General features: G+C 65.8%; 21 protein-coding genes. 15 read left to right on the top strand and 6 right to left on the bottom strand.

Features of this window, described 5'->3' with window-relative positions:
• The first annotated feature begins 4 nt into the window (after positions 1–4).
• Genes G7078_RS02010 through G7078_RS02000 form a run of 3 tightly spaced genes read left to right on the top strand, consistent with a single transcriptional unit; the run spans position 5 to position 1,965 of the window.
• A complete protein-coding gene (locus tag G7078_RS02010) occupies positions 5–910 on the top strand; it encodes an energy transducer TonB (protein ID WP_166092464.1) in 906 nt (301 codons plus the stop codon).
• 27 nt (positions 911–937) lie between these two features.
• Entirely contained in the window at positions 938–1,339 is a 402-nt protein-coding gene (locus G7078_RS02005; protein ID WP_166092462.1) for a YciI family protein, read from the top strand.
• A 56-nt stretch (positions 1,340–1,395) separates the two neighbouring features.
• A complete protein-coding gene (locus tag G7078_RS02000; protein WP_166092460.1) occupies positions 1,396–1,965 on the top strand; it encodes a TIGR00645 family protein in 570 nt (189 codons plus the stop codon).
• On the opposite strand, the gene G7078_RS01995 is transcribed toward G7078_RS02000, so the two are convergent.
• From G7078_RS01995 to G7078_RS01985, 3 genes are all read right to left on the bottom strand, one after another.
• Entirely contained in the window at positions 1,959–3,296 is a 1,338-nt protein-coding gene (locus tag G7078_RS01995; RefSeq protein WP_206367463.1) for a hypothetical protein, read from the bottom strand. The genes G7078_RS02000 and G7078_RS01995 overlap by 7 nt on opposite strands.
• A 33-nt stretch (positions 3,297–3,329) precedes the next feature.
• Complete coding sequence (gene nhaA / locus G7078_RS01990) at positions 3,330–4,550, bottom strand: Na+/H+ antiporter NhaA (RefSeq protein ID WP_166092458.1); 1,221 nt, start codon at positions 4,548–4,550, stop codon at positions 3,330–3,332.
• A 61-nt stretch (positions 4,551–4,611) separates the two neighbouring features.
• Complete coding sequence (locus G7078_RS01985; RefSeq protein ID WP_166092456.1) at positions 4,612–4,794, bottom strand: DUF3008 family protein; 183 nt, start codon at positions 4,792–4,794, stop codon at positions 4,612–4,614.
• Positions 4,795–4,939: 145 nt separating this feature from the next.
• Here G7078_RS01985 and G7078_RS01980 point away from each other — a divergent pair, with 145 nt between their 5' ends.
• The 7 genes from G7078_RS01980 to G7078_RS01950 are packed head-to-tail and all read left to right on the top strand — an operon-like array spanning position 4,940 to position 9,039.
• Entirely contained in the window at positions 4,940–6,052 is a 1,113-nt protein-coding gene (locus G7078_RS01980; protein WP_166092454.1) for an SDR family NAD(P)-dependent oxidoreductase, read from the top strand.
• A gap of 56 nt (positions 6,053–6,108) precedes the next feature.
• Positions 6,109–6,270: a hypothetical protein gene (locus tag G7078_RS01975; RefSeq protein WP_166092452.1), complete on the top strand. Its 162-nt coding sequence runs from the start codon at positions 6,109–6,111 to the stop codon at positions 6,268–6,270.
• Between the two features lie 31 nt (positions 6,271–6,301).
• Positions 6,302–7,036 carry an alpha/beta fold hydrolase gene (locus G7078_RS01970; protein WP_246166414.1) on the top strand — a complete coding sequence of 245 codons (735 nt, stop codon included), beginning with the start codon at positions 6,302–6,304 and terminating at the stop codon, positions 7,034–7,036.
• A 10-nt stretch (positions 7,037–7,046) separates the two neighbouring features.
• Positions 7,047–7,463 (top strand): VOC family protein, encoded by a 417-nt coding sequence (locus G7078_RS01965; protein WP_166092451.1) that lies wholly within the window; start codon positions 7,047–7,049, stop codon positions 7,461–7,463.
• A complete protein-coding gene (gloB, locus tag G7078_RS01960; RefSeq protein ID WP_166092449.1) occupies positions 7,457–8,182 on the top strand; it encodes a hydroxyacylglutathione hydrolase in 726 nt (241 codons plus the stop codon). The genes G7078_RS01965 and gloB overlap by 7 nt, the downstream gene beginning before the upstream one ends.
• Positions 8,183–8,233: 51 nt before the next feature.
• The gene (locus G7078_RS01955; RefSeq protein WP_166092447.1) at positions 8,234–8,635 is read left to right on the top strand and encodes a hypothetical protein; all 402 of its coding nucleotides are present in this window, start codon (positions 8,234–8,236) and stop codon (positions 8,633–8,635) included.
• The gene (locus G7078_RS01950; RefSeq protein ID WP_166092445.1) at positions 8,632–9,039 is read left to right on the top strand and encodes a hypothetical protein; all 408 of its coding nucleotides are present in this window, start codon (positions 8,632–8,634) and stop codon (positions 9,037–9,039) included. The genes G7078_RS01955 and G7078_RS01950 overlap by 4 nt, the downstream gene beginning before the upstream one ends.
• On the opposite strand, the gene G7078_RS01945 is transcribed toward G7078_RS01950, so the two are convergent.
• The 3 genes from G7078_RS01945 to G7078_RS01935 are packed head-to-tail and all read right to left on the bottom strand — an operon-like array spanning position 9,036 to position 13,549.
• Positions 9,036–10,805, bottom strand: a complete 1,770-nt coding sequence (locus tag G7078_RS01945) for an AMP-dependent synthetase/ligase (RefSeq protein ID WP_166092443.1) — start codon at positions 10,803–10,805, stop codon at positions 9,036–9,038. The two genes, G7078_RS01950 and G7078_RS01945, sit on opposite strands and share 4 nt — an antisense overlap.
• Positions 10,802–12,511, bottom strand: a complete 1,710-nt coding sequence (locus tag G7078_RS01940; RefSeq protein ID WP_166092441.1) for a gamma-glutamyltransferase family protein — start codon at positions 12,509–12,511, stop codon at positions 10,802–10,804. Before G7078_RS01940 ends, G7078_RS01945 begins: the two co-directional genes overlap by 4 nt.
• Before the next feature lie 9 nt (positions 12,512–12,520).
• Positions 12,521–13,549 (bottom strand): quinone-dependent dihydroorotate dehydrogenase, encoded by a 1,029-nt coding sequence (locus tag G7078_RS01935; RefSeq protein WP_166092439.1) that lies wholly within the window; start codon positions 13,547–13,549, stop codon positions 12,521–12,523.
• 72 nt (positions 13,550–13,621) lie between these two features.
• Between G7078_RS01935 and G7078_RS01930 the strand changes: the two genes are divergently transcribed.
• The 5 genes from G7078_RS01930 to G7078_RS01910 are packed head-to-tail and all read left to right on the top strand — an operon-like array spanning position 13,622 to position 17,289.
• Positions 13,622–14,032, top strand: a complete 411-nt coding sequence (locus G7078_RS01930; protein ID WP_166092436.1) for an SUF system Fe-S cluster assembly regulator — start codon at positions 13,622–13,624, stop codon at positions 14,030–14,032.
• Positions 14,029–15,510, top strand: coding sequence for a Fe-S cluster assembly protein SufB (gene sufB / locus G7078_RS01925; protein WP_166092434.1), 1,482 nt, complete (start codon positions 14,029–14,031; stop codon positions 15,508–15,510). Before G7078_RS01930 ends, sufB begins: the two co-directional genes overlap by 4 nt.
• The gene (locus G7078_RS01920; RefSeq protein ID WP_166092431.1) at positions 15,510–15,803 is read left to right on the top strand and encodes a DUF1330 domain-containing protein; all 294 of its coding nucleotides are present in this window, start codon (positions 15,510–15,512) and stop codon (positions 15,801–15,803) included. The genes sufB and G7078_RS01920 overlap by 1 nt, the downstream gene beginning before the upstream one ends.
• Positions 15,803–16,543, top strand: coding sequence for a Fe-S cluster assembly ATPase SufC (gene sufC / locus G7078_RS01915; protein WP_166092429.1), 741 nt, complete (start codon positions 15,803–15,805; stop codon positions 16,541–16,543). Before G7078_RS01920 ends, sufC begins: the two co-directional genes overlap by 1 nt.
• Positions 16,540–17,289, top strand: coding sequence for a SufD family Fe-S cluster assembly protein (locus G7078_RS01910; protein WP_166092426.1), 750 nt, complete (start codon positions 16,540–16,542; stop codon positions 17,287–17,289). Before sufC ends, G7078_RS01910 begins: the two co-directional genes overlap by 4 nt.
• Position 17,290 lies beyond the last annotated feature (1 nt).

Raw genomic sequence — 17,290 nt, 5'->3', positions numbered from 1 at the left:
CCGCATGCGTAATTTGCTGACCGCCTTTGTGATTGGCGGGCTCCTGACCTCCACCGCGACCGCAAAGCCGCGCGAGGTGCGGAGCTTGCCGCCGAGCAGTGCTTGGACGCTCGATTATGCCGCCGAAAATTGCCGCATGTCGCGACAGTTCGGGACGGGCAACAGCGAAGTCCTCCTCGTTTTCGACCAGTTCGAGCCGGGGGATTCGCTGAAGGTCACATTGGCCGGCTGGACCGTGAAGCCGGCGAACACCGTGCGACCGATCCTCGGAAAACTGCAATTCGGGCCGGGTAACGCAGAAAGCGAAATCGAAGGCGTCCGAGCGCTGGCAGGATCGAAGCCGGTCTTCCTGATCAAGGCATCCCAACGAATCGCACCGTTTTCGAAAGCCGAGGAAGACGCGATCAATTTGGCTGCCAGTGCCGGCACCTACTACAAACCACCGCCCGTGGGCGCCGCGCGCGAACGTGCAGCAAGCTGGCTTGCGGTCAAGGACATCATGAAATTCGATCTGGTCCTTGAAACTGGCCCGATGGACGCACCGATGAAGGCATTGCGCGACTGCGTCTGGGACCTCGTCGGAAGCTGGGGTCTGGACGTGGCCGAGCAAAAAGGCCTGACCCGGGAGGCGCGCCCAAGCCCCTCCGCGCAAAGCTGGTTCCAATCGAAGGACTACCCGCTGGACATGATCCGGTCGGAGCAAGAGGGCATCGTCAACATCCGCCTGATCGTCAATCGACAGGGCATTCCCGAATCGTGCCACGTTCAGGTGTCGACCCGACCCAAGGAGTTCGACGATGTGGTGTGCGGCATCATGATGCGGAAGGCGAGGTTCGATCCCGCGCTTGACGCCAAGGGCCAACCGGTCCGGTCATATTATCAAAGCACCGTCGTCTTCGAACTGAGGTAACGCTTGCGGTTACGGAAGGAGCGCTCGATGAAGTCTATGCCGGCCCTGCTTGCCTTCGCCGCAGCGGCACTTTCCAGCCTTCCTGCTGCCGCTGCAGAGCGCATGCCGCAATGGCTGATCGTCCTCTCGCTCGCCCGGCCCGAGCTTCAGGATCCGAAAGCCTGGACTCCGGCGGACAACGCCGCCGTCGGCGCGCACTTCCAGCGGCTGAAGACGATGACGGACGAGGGCAAGGTCGTCTTGTTCGGCCGCACCCAGGATACGCTGCCCAACGGCAACCTCGTGCCCGACACGATGGGGCTGATCATCCTCGAAGCGCCCGACCGCGCCGCCGCCGAAGCGGTGCTGGACGGCGATCCGGCGGTGAAGGCCGGGCTGATGCGCGGCAAGGTCTTCAGCTACCAGGTCGCGCTGCAGCGCAAGCCTTAGGCTTAGCGCGTTTTTAACCCCTCCCCCGCTAGGCCGCGACGGCACGGGGGACGACGATGAAGCACGTAGCGATCAAGGTTGAAGAGGCACGGCGCACGCCGCGGCAGCGGATCGAGCATGGCCTTGAGACGGTGCTGTTCGGAAGCCGCTGGCTGATGGCGCCATTCTACCTGCTGATGGTCGTCGCGCTCGGCATGTTGCTGGTCAAGTTCACCCAGGAATGCTGGCACATCGTCACCCACACGCTGGCGATGACCGAATCCGACGCGGTGCTTGCCGTCCTGTCGCTGATCGACATCACCCTGACCGGCAATCTGCTGCTGATGGTGCTGTTCGCCGGCTACGAGAATTTCGTGTCGAAGATGGACATCGGCGACCATGCCGACCGGCCCGACTGGATGGGCAAGGTCGACTTCGCCGGGCTGAAGCTGAAGCTGGTCGCATCGATCGTCGCCATTTCCGGAATCAACCTGCTCAAGAACTTTATGGCCCTGGAGCCCGCCGGGATGACCGCTGCCAAGGAACATCAATTGTTCTGGATGGTGGCGATCCACCTGGTCTTCATCGCATCCGGCGTGATGCTCGCCTTCATGGACAAGCTGGTCGCTTCAACGCCGCGTCACTGAGCGGCGCGCAGGTCCGACGGCAAGGTCGGCTCGCTGATGATCTGCTCGAACCGTTTCCAGCGCGCGGCGGGCGGATAGGATTCCACGTCCTGCCGGATCATGTCCTGGCCAAGGCCGTAGTTGATCACATAGCTGCGATATTGCTTGGCGAATGAAATCGCCTTGCGCGCCCGCTCCTCGCTCTGCAGCCCATAATGCTGCAGCAGCTTGACCGCTTGCTCTTCGCCGATGCGCTGCTCCAGATAGTCGCGCTGGATGGTGATCGACGCACCCCTCAGCCCCTCCGTCGCCGTGCCGAGCTGGTCGTAGCGGGCCGCATCCGCGCTCGACAGGCCCGCAAGCGGATAGAGCGTGGCGGTTTCGAAGGCCACTTTCTCGGACCCCGGGAAGGCGAGGTGGATGCCGTAATTGGCCGACCCTTCGGCGATCAGCGATTGCGGCGAATAGAGCGGGTAGAGGCTATATTCGATCCAGCCGCGGCCGCGGGTCAGTTCGCGCTCCATTAGCGCGTTGAGCACGTGGTGCCCGGGATACCCCTCGTGACAGCCAAGATCGACCGCCCGCGACATGCGCGCCGGCAGATCGGTGTTGATCTCGATCTTCGAATGATAATTTCCCTGATAGTAATTGTAGCCGCCCCAGCTTTTCCCGGTGACCAGCGCCAGGTCGAAGCGCTCGCCCGCAGGCAAGGCGATGTGGCGCAGGGTCCGCGCCTTGCAGCCGGCAATGGCCGCATCCATCACCGGCTTTAGCCGGTCGGCGGGGATGATGAAGCGGTCGGCGAAACTGTCGACGCGCTTCCACAGCGGCCCTTTGCCGGGCACCAGCGTTTCGACCTTGGCCAGGATCGGATCGTAAGCCGACAGCGGCTTCAGCACCGGCCGAACACCGAACAAACCTTCCGCCTCATCGGCAAAGCTCAGCTTTTCGCCCGCCATCATCCGCAGCCGCGTTTTCGCGGCGGTCAGGTTGCCAAGCAGGTAGCGCCCGCGCCGCGCCAGCGCCGGATCGTCGGTCGCCGACAGCTTCGCGACACGCGCGGACAATTCATCGACGTCGGCCTTGAGTTGCGCGAGATTGCGCGCCGCGGCGATTTCCCGCCCCCGCGCCTGATATTCGGCCGGGCCGTAATAAGCGTCGATGTAACCGGCTTCCTTTTCGCCGATGGCCAGCTGCAACACGACATAGTCGCGCGCTGCGGCGTCGAGCGTGTCGGCCGGCGCGGGCAATGGGGCGGGCGGTTGGGGAGCGGCAACGAGCGCCGGCGGGAGCTGGGCACAAGCGCCGAGCGACAGCGCAGTCGCGCCCAGGGTCCATCGCATCATCATCATTCTCCCGCCTTTGGACGCATTCGTTAGCCGAACCTACGGCTGCCGGTCAGCCATCCAATCCTCGCCAAAAATTTCCGCCGCTTCGCTTGCGTCTTCCTCTACCGGCTCGGCCGGGCCGGCGGTGCGCAGCACGAGCCAGCCGCCAACCGCCGCCAGGAACGACCCGCCCAGCGTGCCAAGCTTGGCGGCCTCGACCGCTTCCGGCTGACCGGGGAAAGCCAGCGCGCCGATGAACAGGCTCATCGTAAAACCAATCCCGCACAGCATGGCGGCGCCGTAAATCTGTTGCCAGTTCGCGCCCGCCGGACGCGGCGCTAGCCCGCTTCGGACCGCCAGCCAGATGGCGCCGAACACGCCGGTCTGCTTGCCGACGAACAGGCCAAGCCCGATCGCCAGCGGCAGTGGCCGAAGGATTTCGCCAATGCTGCCCACATGGACCCCGGCGCTGACGAAGCCGAACAGCGGCACCACCCCGAACATCACCCACGGGTGGATCGTATGTTCGAGCTTGCGGAGCGGCGAATGCGCTTCGCCGCGACCGAGCGGGATCGTCAGTGCGGCGACGACCCCGGCGATGGTCGCGTGGATCCCGCTGGCCAGCACCGCGAACCACAGGAAAGCCGCAAGCACCAGGTAAGGCCACAGCCGGCGCACGCCGGCGACGTTGAGGAACGCCATCACCCCGGCGATGACCAGCGATGCGCCAAGCGCGTACACGCTAAGGTCGGCGGTGTAGAACAAGGCGATGATCAGCACCGCGCCGACGTCGTCGATGATGGCGATGGTCACCAGCAGCAGCTTGATCGACGGCGACGCGCGCGACCCGAGCAGTGCGAGAATGCCGATGGCGAAGGCGATATCGGTCGCAGCGGGGATCGCCCAGCCGTTGATCAGCGACGGATCGGACTGGACGATGCTGATGAAGACCAGCGCGGGCAGCGCCATGCCGGCGGCGGCGGCAATGAACGGAAGGCGCCGCTCGGCAGCCGTCGACAACCGTCCTTCATACCATTCGCGCTTAACCTCCAGCCCGACGAGCAGGAAGAATAGCGCCATCAGCGCGTCGGCCACCCACAGGTGGACCGTCGGCACCCCGATCCTGGGAAGCGATGGCCCAAAAGAATAGTCGAGGATGTGATGGTAGAAGTCGCCAGCGGCGCTGTTCGCCGCGAGCAGGGCGAGCGCCGCCGCCGCGATCAACAGCAGGCCGGCGTTACGCTCCTCCCGCCGGGTCTTCGCTGCATCGTGGCCCATTGTCCGGGCCTAGCGGCACTCTTCCCCACACCCAACCCCGATTCGGTTTTTCTCGGCGGGTTCAGCCGGCGTGCTCTGGCTTACCCTTGCGCTTGGTCGAAGCCATCTTCTCCAACTCCTTCTCGGTCATCGATTCGACCATTTGCTTCGACGGGCCCTTGAGCTCGCTCTTCGGCGTGTCGCCGCGTTTGGCCGAGAGCGCCGCGCCCGCGGCCTTCTGCTGCGACTTGGACTTTGCTGGCATTGCGGTTCCTCCTTCGATTTCACGCCGCCAAAACGCACGAGTTGGCACCTGGCTTCACGCCTGGGACCACCTGACCGGAGTGCCGCCTTGCTGACCGCTGCGGCAACGGGCACAGGCCGGGCCGGCGACAAGAGAGGGAACCACGTTGCGCGAAACAGTCCTGGTCACCGGCGGCGCCGGCTTCATCGGCCGCAACGTCGTCCGAATGCTGCTGGAACGCGGCAACAGGGTGCGGGTACTCGACAGCCTGGTCGAGCAAGTCCACGGCGACAGCGCACCCGCCGATCTTTCCAAGGAGGCCGAATTCATCCGCGGCGACGTCCGCGACAAGGATGCGGTGGCGCGCGCGCTCGATGGCGTCGACAGCATCGTCCACCTGGCCGCCGAAGTCGGCGTGGGCCAGTCGATGTACGAGGTCGAACGCTACACCTCCGCCAACGAAGTCGGCACGGCGGTGCTGTTGGAAGCGCTGATCGAACGGCCCGTCCGCCGGGTCGTCACGGCGTCGTCGATGAGCATCTACGGCGAAGGCCTCTACCGCGATGCCGACGGCGCCCTGGTCCACGACGCCAAGCGCCAGCCGCGCCAGGGCGCCGACCAAGGCTACGAGCCACTCGATTCGCTCGGCCGGCCGCTGACCCCCGTCGCGACCCCGGAATCGAAGCGGCCAAGCCTCGAATCCATCTACGCGCTCGGCAAATATGTGCAGGAACGCCAGACGCTGATCATGACCAACGCCTATGGCATGGAGGGCACGTGCCTGCGGCTGTTCAACGTCTATGGGCCCGGCCAGGCGCTTTCCAACCCGTACACCGGCGTGCTCGCGATCTTCTCGTCGCGGCTGCTCAACGGCCAGCGACCCCTGGTCTATGAAGACGGCGAGCAGCGGCGCGACTTCGTCTATGTCGGCGACGTCGCCCGCGCTTTTTGCGACGCCCTGGTTCACCCGGATGTCGTCGGCGAAGTGCTCAACATCGGCTCCGGCAAGCATCGCAGCGTCAACGACGTCGCGCGCGAACTGGCGACGGCGCTGAAGCGCAACGATATCGAGCCGGAGATCGTCGGCAAATCGCGGATCGGCGACATCCGTCATTGCTTCTGCGACGGCGCCAGGGCCGCCGACAAGCTTGGCTTCCTCGCCAAAAAGGATTTTCAGGAGGGGCTTGCCGAGCTTTCCGAGTGGGTTGCGCGGCAGTCCGCCGATGATCGCGTCGACCAGGCGCGCGAAGAGCTTGAATCGCGCGGGCTGGTCGCTTGATCGCCGCTTGGCGACGTCCTTGACGAGTCCGCGAATGCTGCGCTTAATTGCAACCGATGGACGATTGGGAAGCGTATTTCCGGAAGAAGAGCGCCCGCCGCGCGCGCAAGCGCGACCGCCGTCGCTCAAAGACGACCCCGGTGCTCATCACCATCGCGGTTGCCGCCGCGATCATTTTCATTCTCATCATGTGGGTCGTCGACCGGGCAATGACCTAAGGCCTGGCGGCCGCCTCGACAGATCGACGCCGTGACTCCTGAGCTCCAGCAACTCGACGTCGAGGGCCGGCGAATCGCGTACCGGCTGCGTGAAGGCGGCGGCCCGGCAATCCTGTTCCTTCCGGGCTACGCGTCGGACATGGACGGCGCCAAGGCGCTCGCGCTCGACGCGCTTGCCGAACGCCGTGGGCGGACGATGATGCGCTTCGATTATTCGGGCACCGGTTCGTCGCCCGGCAATTTCGAGGAAGGAACGCTGGACCGCTGGCTGGCGGAATCGCTTGCCGTCATCGACCGTTTGACGAGCGGACCAGTGATCGTCGTCGGATCGTCGATGGGCGGCTGGATCGGCCTTCACCTGGCGCTTCAGCGGCCCGATCGTATCGCCGCTTTCGTCGGCATCGCCGCTGCCCCGGACTTCACCGACTGGGGGTTTAGCGACGACCAGCGCGCCCACATCGCGAAGGCCGGCAAGGTCGATGGCCCACCGATAATGACGCTTGGCTTCCTGCAATCCGGCGGGCCGTTGTGCGTGCTGGACAAGCCGATCCCCGTCACCTGCCCAGTGCGGCTATTGCATGGCGAGAATGACGGCGATGTGCCGCTGCCGGTCGCTTACCGGTTGCTGCAGCAGCTTCAATCGCCGGACATCCAGCTGACGATCGTCAAGGGCGGCGGGCATCGATTGTCCGAGCCGAATGAAATCGATCTGATCCTGCGCACGGTCGGCGGACTTGCCGATGCAAGTTCAACCGCGGTGGAGTAAGGCTATTCGCATGCGCTTCCTCCACACCATGCTTCGCGTCAAAGACCCGGAGGCCACCATTGGCTTCTTCACCCTCCTCGGGCTCGAAGAGCGCCGGCGGATGGACAATGAAGGCGGTCGTTTCACGCTAATTTTCCTGGGCGTTCCGGGCGAGGATGCGGAGGTGGAATTGACCCACAATTGGGATCAGTCCGACGCTTATCCCGGCGGCCGCAACTTCGGCCACTTGGCGTACCAGGTCGACGACATTTACGCGCTGTGCCAGCAATTGATGGACGCCGGCGTGACCATCAACCGGCCGCCGCGCGATGGGCGGATGGCCTTCGTGCGCTCGCCCGACAACATCTCTATCGAACTGCTGCAGAAGGACGCGGCGCTCGCGCCCGCCGAGCCCTGGGCGTCGATGCCGAACAGCGGCGAATGGTGATGCTGGAGATCGTCCCGGTCCCTGCCTTCAGCGATAATTACATCTGGCTGGTTCACGATCCCGACAGCGGTGAAACCGCGGTCGTCGACCCCGGCGACGCCGTGCCGGTGCTGGCCGAAGCCGAGCGGCGCGGGTGGCGCATCAGCCAGGTCTGGAACACGCATTGGCACCCCGACCACACCGGCGGGAACCTGGCCGTCAAGGATGCGGCGCGAGCGACCGTTTCCGGCCCGGCGGGCGAGCGCATTCCCGGCCGCGATGTCGAATTGCGCGAAAGGGCTGAAATCCGCCTAGGCGCGCACGTCGGCCGAGTGATCGAAATTCCCGGCCATACGCTCGACCACATCGGCCTGGTGTTCGAGGCGGACGGCATCGCATTCGTCGGCGACACGATCTTCGCCATGGGCTGCGGGCGCCTGTTCGAGGGCACGGCCGCGCAGATGTTCGACGCGCTGCAGCGGATTGCCGGCCTGTCGCCCGACACGCGCCTTTATTGCGCGCACGAATATACGCTGGGCAACGCCCGGTTCGCCGCGCATGCCGAGCCGGAAAGCGCCGCCATCGCCGAGCGCTTGGCCGCCGTCACCGCGATGCGCGGCCGCGGCGAAATCACGCTTCCGACCACGGTCGCGCAGGAACGGGCGACCAACCCTTTCGTTCGTAGTCCAGGCGTCGAAAAGTTCGCGCGCCTGCGCAGCGAAAAAGACAGCTTCGGTTAAGCTCGTCGAGCGCTTGTTTGGAAAGCGGAACGCCCATTTCAGGAGGTCGCCATGACTCGTAGCATCGCCGTCCTGCTCCTTTCCGCCACCCTCGTCGGGTGCGCCGCGGAGGTGTTGCCAGCGTCGAGAACCAGCCAGGCGCAGGGTCGCCTGCAGCAGTTGCTCGCCGGCCGCGTCGCCGGTCCCGCGCTGTCATGCCTGCAGCCCAACCAGCGCCGGGAAATGATCGTCATCGACGACAACACGATCCTGTTCCGCAGCGGCCGCACGATTTACCGCAACGATCCGCCCGGCGGGTGCAGCCAGCTTGGCAGCGGCTTCTACTCGCTGGTCACGCGCTCGCCCTCGACCAACCTGTGCAGCGGCGACATTGCGCGGGTTGCCGATGTGCGCAGCGGGATGACGGTCGGCAATTGTTCGCTCGGCGACTTCGTCCCCTACACGAAGCCATGAGTGTAAAGCCGTTCCTGCTGCTGGCACCCTGCCTGGCCGGCGGCTGCACCGTTCAGCCGCCGGCGGGCCTTTCGGCGCGTGCGCAGAGCGAGCTCTCGGCCGAACTCGCGGGCAGGACGGCCGGCGCGCCGCGCGACTGCCTGCCGCGTCATGACACCGCCGAAATGCGGGCGATCGGACCGCAGACGATCCTCTTCGGTTCCGGCCGGACGATCTATCGCAACGATATCGAAGGGGCGTGCAATGGGCTTGGACAGCCCGGCTATACCCTGGTGACCCGCTCGCTTGGCGGCGGCCAGCTTTGCCGCGGCGACATCGCCGAGGTTCGCGACCTGCGTTCCGGCATGTTGCGCGGCAGCTGCGCGCTGGGCGCGTTCACGCCCTACGCGAAGGTCGCCCGCTAGCGGCCGTAAAGGCCCGCCAGCCGCTCCCGATAGGCGGCGGTGATGACGTGGCGGCGGATCTTCATCGACGGGGTCAGTTGCTCGTTCTCGACCGTGAACGGCGTTTCGCAGAGCGTGAAGCGGCGCACCCGTTCGATTACCGACAGCTCGCGATTGACGCGATCGACCGCCGCCGACAACCGCTGCTGCACATCGGCCTTGCCGGCAATTTCCGGGTCCGGGACCAGCAGCGCGACGAGGTGCGGCTTGCGGTCGCCGAACACCATTGCCTGCGCGATTTCCGGCTGCAGCGTCAGCATCCCCTCGACGCGCTGAGGGGCGATATTATCGCCCTTGTCGTTGACGATGATGTCCTTCTTGCGGTCGGTGATGACGATCCGGCCCTTGTCGTCGAAATGGCCGACGTCGCCGGTCGCCAGCCAGACGCCAGTCCCGTCACCGGGGTCCTGAAGCACCCGCGCCGTTTCTTCCGGGTTGCGCCAATAACCGTGCATTACCAGTTCGCCGCGGACCATGATCTCGCCGTCGGGCGCGATCCTGACTTCGGTGTCTTTGAGCGGCGGCCCGACCGTGTCGAGCCGAATGCCGCTCTTGAGCCGGTTGGCGCTGATCACCGGAGCCGCCTCGGTCTGGCCATAGCCCTGGAGGAAGGTGATCCCGAGCGACTGGAAGAAGATTCCGATTTCGGGGTTGAGCGGCGCCCCGCCGGAAACCCAGGCCTTGGTCCGCCCACCGACCTTTGCCCGCACCTTCTTGCGGACGGTCAGCTCCAGCAACCGGTCCATCGGCAGGTCCCACGGCTTGAGCCTGCCGTCATATTTGTGCTGGCCGATCTGCATCGCCCGCTTGAACAGGTAACGCGATACGCCGCCGCCGCCTTCCAGGGCCTTGAGGATGCGCGTGCGCAGCATCTCGAACAAGCGCGGCACGACGATCATGATCGTCGGCTTCGTCTCCTCGATGTTAGCGGCGAGTTTCTCCAGGCTTTCCGCATAATAGATTTGCGCGCCAAGCCCGACGGGGAACATCTGGCCGCCGGTATGCTCAAGCGCGTGGCTGGCCGGAAGGAACGACAGGAAGACTTCGTCGGCCCAGCCGAAATCGGTGGAGATGACGTCGGTCGCGCCCGCGACATTGTGCAGGATGGCGCCGTGATGCTGCATGACGCCGCGCGGCGCGCCGCCGGTGCCGCTGGTGTAGATGATACAGGCAAGGTCGGACCGGCGCATCGCCTTGACCCGCTCGGTCATCGCCGCGAGGTCGCCGTCGCCGCCGATCATGTCGGCCCACGAATGGAAGCTGGTGCCTTCGACACCCTGCGGCGGCGCGACATCTTCAATGCCGATGACATGGTGGCATTCGGACGCGAACAGCACTGCGGGCAGCAACGTCTTCGCCAGCTTGCGGCTTGATACAATCACTGCCTTGGCGCCGGAATTGCCCAGGATATGCCCGTGATCGCGGCTGGTGTTGGTGATGTAGGTGGGAACGGTCACGCAGCCCGCGGCCATGATCGCAAGGTCGGCGATCAGCCATTCGGGCCGGTTCTCGCTGACCAGCATGACGCGGTCGCCGGCCTTCAATCCAATCTTGCGCAGGCTCGCGGCAAAGGCGCCAACCTGTCGCGCCGCCTCGTTCCAGCTGACCGATTGCCACTGCTTGTCGCGCTTGCCCCAAAGGAACGGCGCGTCGCCCTTTTCGCGCACGCGGGCCAGGAACATGTCGACCAGGCTGTCGAAATGCTCGAGCTGCCGGGCCTGCTTCATTGCGCGACCGCCGTGCCCTCGCTGCGCGGATCGGCGGCCCCGACCCAGCGCCCGTCGATGCGTTCGATGGCGTTCGCTTTGAAGCCGCCGTCACGCGCCACGACCTTGTGGCCAAGCTTCTCCAGCGCCGGGATCATCGCTTCCAGGCTGGTGCCCTTTTCGACCAGCACGGTGTCGCCGGGCGCGAACAGCATCGGCAAGGCAATCGCGTCCTGCGCGCTCAGCTTCCAGTCGACCACGCCGATGATTGCCTTGGCGACCTGGGCGATGATCGTCGCTCCGCCCGCCGCGCCGACGGCGAGCCGCACGTCGCCGTCCGGGCCATAGACGATGGTCGGGCTCATCGAACTGCGCGGCCGCTTGCCGCCTTCGACCCGGTTCGCGACGGCGCAGCCGTTCCTGACCGGTTCGAAATTGAAGTCGGTGAGTTCGTTATTGAGGTAATAGCCGTTGACCATCAGCCCCGAGCCGAACGCGCTTTCGATGGTCGAGGTCAGGGAGGCGACATTGCCCCAGCGGTCGACGGCAACGAAGTGCGACGTGCCGGCCTCGGCCGCCGGTGGCGCGGGGCAGGCTGGCGGCGCACCAACCGGGTCTCCGGCAACGACCCCCGTTAAGGTCTTGGTCGGCGAAATCATCGCCGATCGTGAGGCCAGGTAGCGGGCGTCGGTCAGCCCTGCGACCGGCACCCGGACGAACGACGGGTCGGCCAGGTAAATGTCGCGGTCGGCGAAGGCGAGCCGGGTCGATTCGGCGAACAAATGCCAGCTGGTCGGGGATCCGGGCCCGAGCCGGCCAAGGTCGAACCGCTCGAGCTGCTTGAGGATTGCATAGACCGTCGTCGCGCCGGACGAGGGCGGCCCCATCCCGCAAATCCGGTAGCCGCGATAGGTGCCGCAGACCGCTTCGCGCGGGATCGCCCGATAAGCTGCAATGTCCGGCGCCGACATCCGCGACGGGTTCAGCCGGCTGCCGTTGACCGTCGCGACGATCGCGTGGGCGTTGCCGCCCCGGTAAAAGCTGTCGGGACCCGCCGCGGCCAGATGCTCGAGATATTCGGCGAGGACGGGGTTGCGCACCATCGCGCCTACGGGCTTCGGCTCGCCGTTCCCGGCATAGAACAGGGCCCGCGCTTCGGGCGATAGTGCGCCGGTCGCACGAAACCGGTCGAGCGACTCGCGAAATCGCGGCGTGACCGCAAACCCGTCGCGGGCCAGCCTGATCGCTGGATCGAACAGCCGCGCCCACAGCAGCCTGCCGAAGCGGCGATGGGCCTGCGCCATCAGCTGCACGTTGCCGGGCACGCCGACGCTTTTCCCGCCGGGAATCGCCCGGTCGATCGGCATCGGCTTGCCGTCTTCGTAAAACCATTTCCCGTCGGCGGCCGCCGGTGCGGTCTCACGCCCGTCGATGGTCAGCGGCTGCTGCCCGCCCGCCGAGTAGACGAGGAATCCACCGCCGCCGATGCCCGAGCTTTGCGGTTCGACCACCGTCAGTGCGACCAGCGTCGCGATGGCTGAGTCCGCCGCGCTTCCGCCCGCGCGAAGGATTTCGGCACCCGCCTGCGCCGCGCGCGGGTCGGCGGCGCTGACCATGCCGGGGCTTTGGGTGGCGGGGGCGGGTGCAGCGGGAACGATGGCGACGGGGGCTGCGCACCCTCCAAGCGACATCAGGCCGGCGGCGGCGATCAGGGACAGGCGACGCATCGGCGTCGGCTACTCGCTCCCAACCGCCTCGGCAATGCTGGCGAAGCCGGCCTCGTCCAGCTTGCGCGCGAGGCCCTCGGCGATGCGGCGCCCAATGCCGGGTCCTTCGTAGATCATTGCCGTGTACAGCTGCACCAGGTTGGCACCGGCGCGGATCCGTTCCCAGGCATCGTCGACCGAGCCAATTCCGCCGACTCCGATCAGCGGCAACTGCCCGCCGCTAGCCTTGCGGAAACGGCGCAGCGCGTCGAGCGCGAGCGGCTTGAGCGGCTGCCCCGAAAGCCCGCCGCTTTCACCGCCGTACCGCGATTTCAACAACGGACGCGTAATCGTCGTATTGCCGACGACCAGCGCGTCGATGCCATGGTCGATCGCGGCCCGCACGATCTGCTCCGGCTCGCCTTCCGACTGGTCCGGCGCGACCTTCAGGAACACCGGGACCGGGCTGTGCGCGTCCCTGACCGCGGCCAGCAGCGCCCGCAGCGCGCCTTCATCCTGAAGCGCGCGCAGCCCCGGCGTGTTGGGGGAGCTGATGTTGATCGTCAGGTAATCCGCCGCCCCGGCCATCCGCCGGACACCCTCGGCGTAATCGGCAATCCGGTCGGGACTGTCCTTGTTGGCGCCGATATTGACCCCGACGATTCCCCGGGTCCGATCGCGCTTGGCAAGCCTTGCCAACGCCGCACCCTGCCCCAGGCTGTTGAAGCCGAAGCGGTTGATCGCCGCTTCGTCCTCGGCCAGCCGAAACGAGCGCGGCTTTGGATTGCCGGGTTGCGGCAGCGGCGTGACGGTGCCGACCTCGACGAAGCCCCAGCCATGGCCGAGCAATGGGGCGAAGACTTCGGCATCCTTGTCGAATCCGGCCGCCATCCCGACCGGCGAGGGAAAGGCCAGGCCTGCAACCCTGCTCGCCAGGCGCGGGTCGAACCGCGGCGGCTGACCCGACGGCCCAAGCTTCAGTCCGGCGATGGCCAGCCGGTGCGCCGGCTCCGCATCGATCGCGAACAGCGCCGGGCGCAAAAGGCGGTAAAGCGACATCGCTGCCCGCCTATCCGGTTGTCTTTGCGCGGCCAAGCGCCTAAATCGGACTGGAAAGCTCCGAATTAGCCTATGCGCCTGACCCATCTCGCCGATTATGCGGTCGTGATCATGACCGCTGCCGCCCGCCGCGACGCGGGCGAACGGCTGTCCGCGGCTGAGCTGGCCGAGGAAACCGGCGTACCGCTTCCGACCGCGCAGAAACTGATGGGCAAGCTGGCGGGCGCCGGCCTGCTCTCCAGCGTCCGCGGAGCCGGCGGCGGCTTCACGCTCGCCCGCCCGGAGCAGCAGATCAGCCTGGCCGACATCATCGAAGCGGTCGAAGGCCCGATCGCAATGACCCAGTGCAGCGGTTCCGACGAAGTTTCCGACTGCGCGCTCGACGCGCATTGCCGGGTGAAGCCGCACATGAACATCGTCAGCAACGCCGTTCGCGGCGCGCTCGGCGCGGTCACCCTCCACTCCCTTGCGAGCAATCAGTGACCGAACAGACCGCCATCAAGAACCGCGAGGCGCATGAAGCCGCCAACAGGCTTGCCGATTACGAGTGGGGCTTTGCCACCGACATCGAGCAGGAGTTCGCGCCCAAGGGCCTCACCGAGGACACCGTCCGCTTCATCTCGGCCAAGAAGGGCGAGCCGGAATGGCTGCTGGAGTGGCGGCTCAAGGCCTATCGCGCCTGGCTGGAGATGAAGGAGGTCGACTGGGCGAACCTGACGATCCCGCCGATCGATTACCAGGATGCTTATTATTACGCCGAGCCGAAGCAGAAGCCGAGGCTCGCGTCGCTCGACGAACTCGACCCCGAGATCCGCCGCACTTACGAGAAACTCGGCATTCCGATCGAGGAGCAGAAGGTACTCGCCGGCGTCGAGGGCGCGCGCAAGGTCGCGGTCGACGCGGTGTTCGACAGCGTCTCGGTCGCGACCACCTTCCGTGAGGAACTCGACCGCGCCGGCGTCATCTTCCGCTCGATCAGCGAGGCGGTGAAGGAGTTCCCCGACCTCGTCCGCAAGTATCTCGGCAGCGTGGTGCCGCAGCGCGACAATTACTTCGCCTGTTTGAACGCCGCGGTCTTTTCCGATGGCACCTTTGTTTACATCCCCGAGGGCGTCCGCTGCCCGATGGAGCTGAGCACCTATTTCCGGATCAATGCCGAAAATACCGGCCAGTTCGAGCGCACGCTGATCGTCGCCGACAAGGGCAGCTACGTGTCCTATCTCGAAGGCTGCACTGCGCCGATGCGCGACGAGAACCAGCTGCACGCCGCGGTGGTCGAAATCTTCGCGCACGAGGATGCCGAAGTGAAATACTCGACCGTCCAGAATTGGTATCCGGGCGACGCCGAGGGCAAGGGGGGAATCTTCAACTTCGTCACCAAACGGGCGCTGTGCAGCGGCGCGCGATCGAAGGTCAGCTGGACGCAGGTCGAAACCGGCAGCGCGATCACCTGGAAATACCCGAGCTGCATTTTGAAGGGCGAAGGCAGCGTCGGCGAATTCTATTCGGTCGCGCTGACCAACAACCGCCAGCAGGCCGACACCGGCACCAAGATGATCCACATCGGCGCCAACACCCGCTCGACGATCGTCTCAAAAGGCATCAGCGCGGGCCGCAGCGACAACACCTATCGCGGGCTGGTGCGCGTGCTTCCGGGCGCGGAGAACGTGCGCAACTTCACCCAGTGCGATTCGCTGCTGCTCGGCGACAAGTGCGGCGCACACACGGTGCCCTACATCGAGGTCAAGAATCCAACCGCGCAGATCGAGCATGAAGCGACCACGTCGAAGATCAGCGAAGACCAGCTCTTCTACGCGATGCAGCGCGGGCTCGACCAGGAAGCGGCCGTCGCCCTGATCGTCAACGGCTTCGCCCGCGAGGTGCTCAAACAGCTGCCGATGGAGTTCGCGGTCGAGGCGCAGAAGTTGCTCGGGATCAGTCTTGAAGGAAGCGTCGGCTGATGGCTGGTGCACTCGTCGTCGCAAACCTTCGGTTCACCGACAAGGAACGCTACCTGCGCTACGCCGCTGCCTTTCCGGCGGTGTTCGCGACGAGTGGCGGGCAGGTACTTGCGGCCGACGAGGAGCCGAAGCCGTTCGATGGCGACGGTGCCGGTGTCGACAAGATCGTCATCCTCCGCTTCGGCAGCGAAGATGCGGCGCGCGCCTTCTTGAATTCGCCCGAATACCTCCGGATTTGCGAAGACCGCGATGCCGGCGCGAAACTCGACTCCTGGATCGTGAGAAGTTTCTAATGCTTGAGATCACCAACCTCCACGCGACGGTAGCCGACAAGCCGATCCTAAACGGCGTATCGCTGCACGTGCCGGCGGGCGAAGTGCATGCGATCATGGGGCCGAACGGGTCGGGCAAGTCGACGCTTGCTTATGTGCTTGCGGGGCGGCCCGGCTACGAAATCACGGACGGCAGCGCCACGTTCGGCGGCGCCGACCTCCTCGCCTTCGAGCCGCACGAGCGCGCCGCCGCCGGCCTGTTCCTCGGCTTCCAATATCCCGTCGAAATCCCCGGCGTTTCGTACCTGCAATTCCTGCGCGAAAGCCTGAACTCGCAGCGCCGGTCGCGCGGCGAAGCGGAACTGTCGGGCGCCGAGTTCATCAAGCTCGCGCGCGCACAGGCCGCGGCGCTCGGCATGGACGCCGAGATGCTCAAGCGGCCGGTCAATGTCGGCTTTTCCGGCGGCGAGAAGAAGCGGGCGGAAATGGTGCAGATGGGCATCATCGATCCGACCTTCGCGATCCTCGACGAGACGGACAGCGGCCTCGACATCGATGCGCTCAAAGCCGTCGGCGCGGGCATCAACAGCATCATGCGCAAGCCGGACAAGGGCGTGCTGCTGATCACCCATTACCAGCGCTTGCTCGACTACGTTCGCCCCGACCGAGTCCACGTGCTCCGCGCCGGCCGAATCGAGCGCAGCGGCGGGCCGGAACTCGCCCACGAGCTCGAGCGCGAAGGCTACGTCGAAGTCGCATGAACGCGCCCTTGCCCACTCGCGCCCAGGAGGCATGGCGCTATGCCGACCTGGAGGCGCTGAAATCGGTCTGGGACCATTTTGGCGAGCCGACGATCGTCGAGGTCGGGGCCGGGCGGACGCACGAGCAGGTCTGGCTTCCGACCGGCGACGACGTGCAGGTCCGCCGTCTCTGCATCGAGCTTGAAGCCGGCGCGCGGATGCGGCTGTTCGCGCTCAACTTCGCGCCCGTTTACGGCCGCACCGAAGTCATCGTGCACATGCGCGAAGGCGCCGAGTTCGACCTGTTCGTCGCCAACATCGGCGGCGGAAATTCGAACAACGAAGTCGTCACCAACGTCCGCCATCTCGAACCCAGCGGCCGCTCACGCCAGACGGTGCGCAGCGTGCTCGGCGGCAAGGCGATCGGCTCCTACCTCGGCAAGGTCGAGGTTGCGCGCGACGCGCAGAAGACCGACGGCGAGCAGTCGATCAAGGCGATGCTGCTCGACCGCGGCGCAACCGCCAATGCCAAGCCCGAACTGGAAATCTACGCCGACGACGTGAAGTGCGCGCACGGCGCCACGGTCGGCGAGCTCGACAAGGATCAGCTATTCTACGCCATGTCGCGGGGCATGGATCCGGCATCGGCCAAGGCGCTGCTGCTGGAAGGGTTCGTCACCGGCCTGTGGGAAGGCATTACCGACGACGCCAAGCGCGAGGCAATCGCCAGTGCGGCACGCGCTGCATTGCGGAGCGTCACGCGATGAA

This window comes from Sphingomonas sinipercae, from assembly GCF_011302055.1.
GTDB lineage: Bacteria > Pseudomonadota > Alphaproteobacteria > Sphingomonadales > Sphingomonadaceae > Sphingomicrobium > Sphingomicrobium sinipercae.
This window is presented reverse-complemented; position numbering and strand designations above follow the sequence as displayed.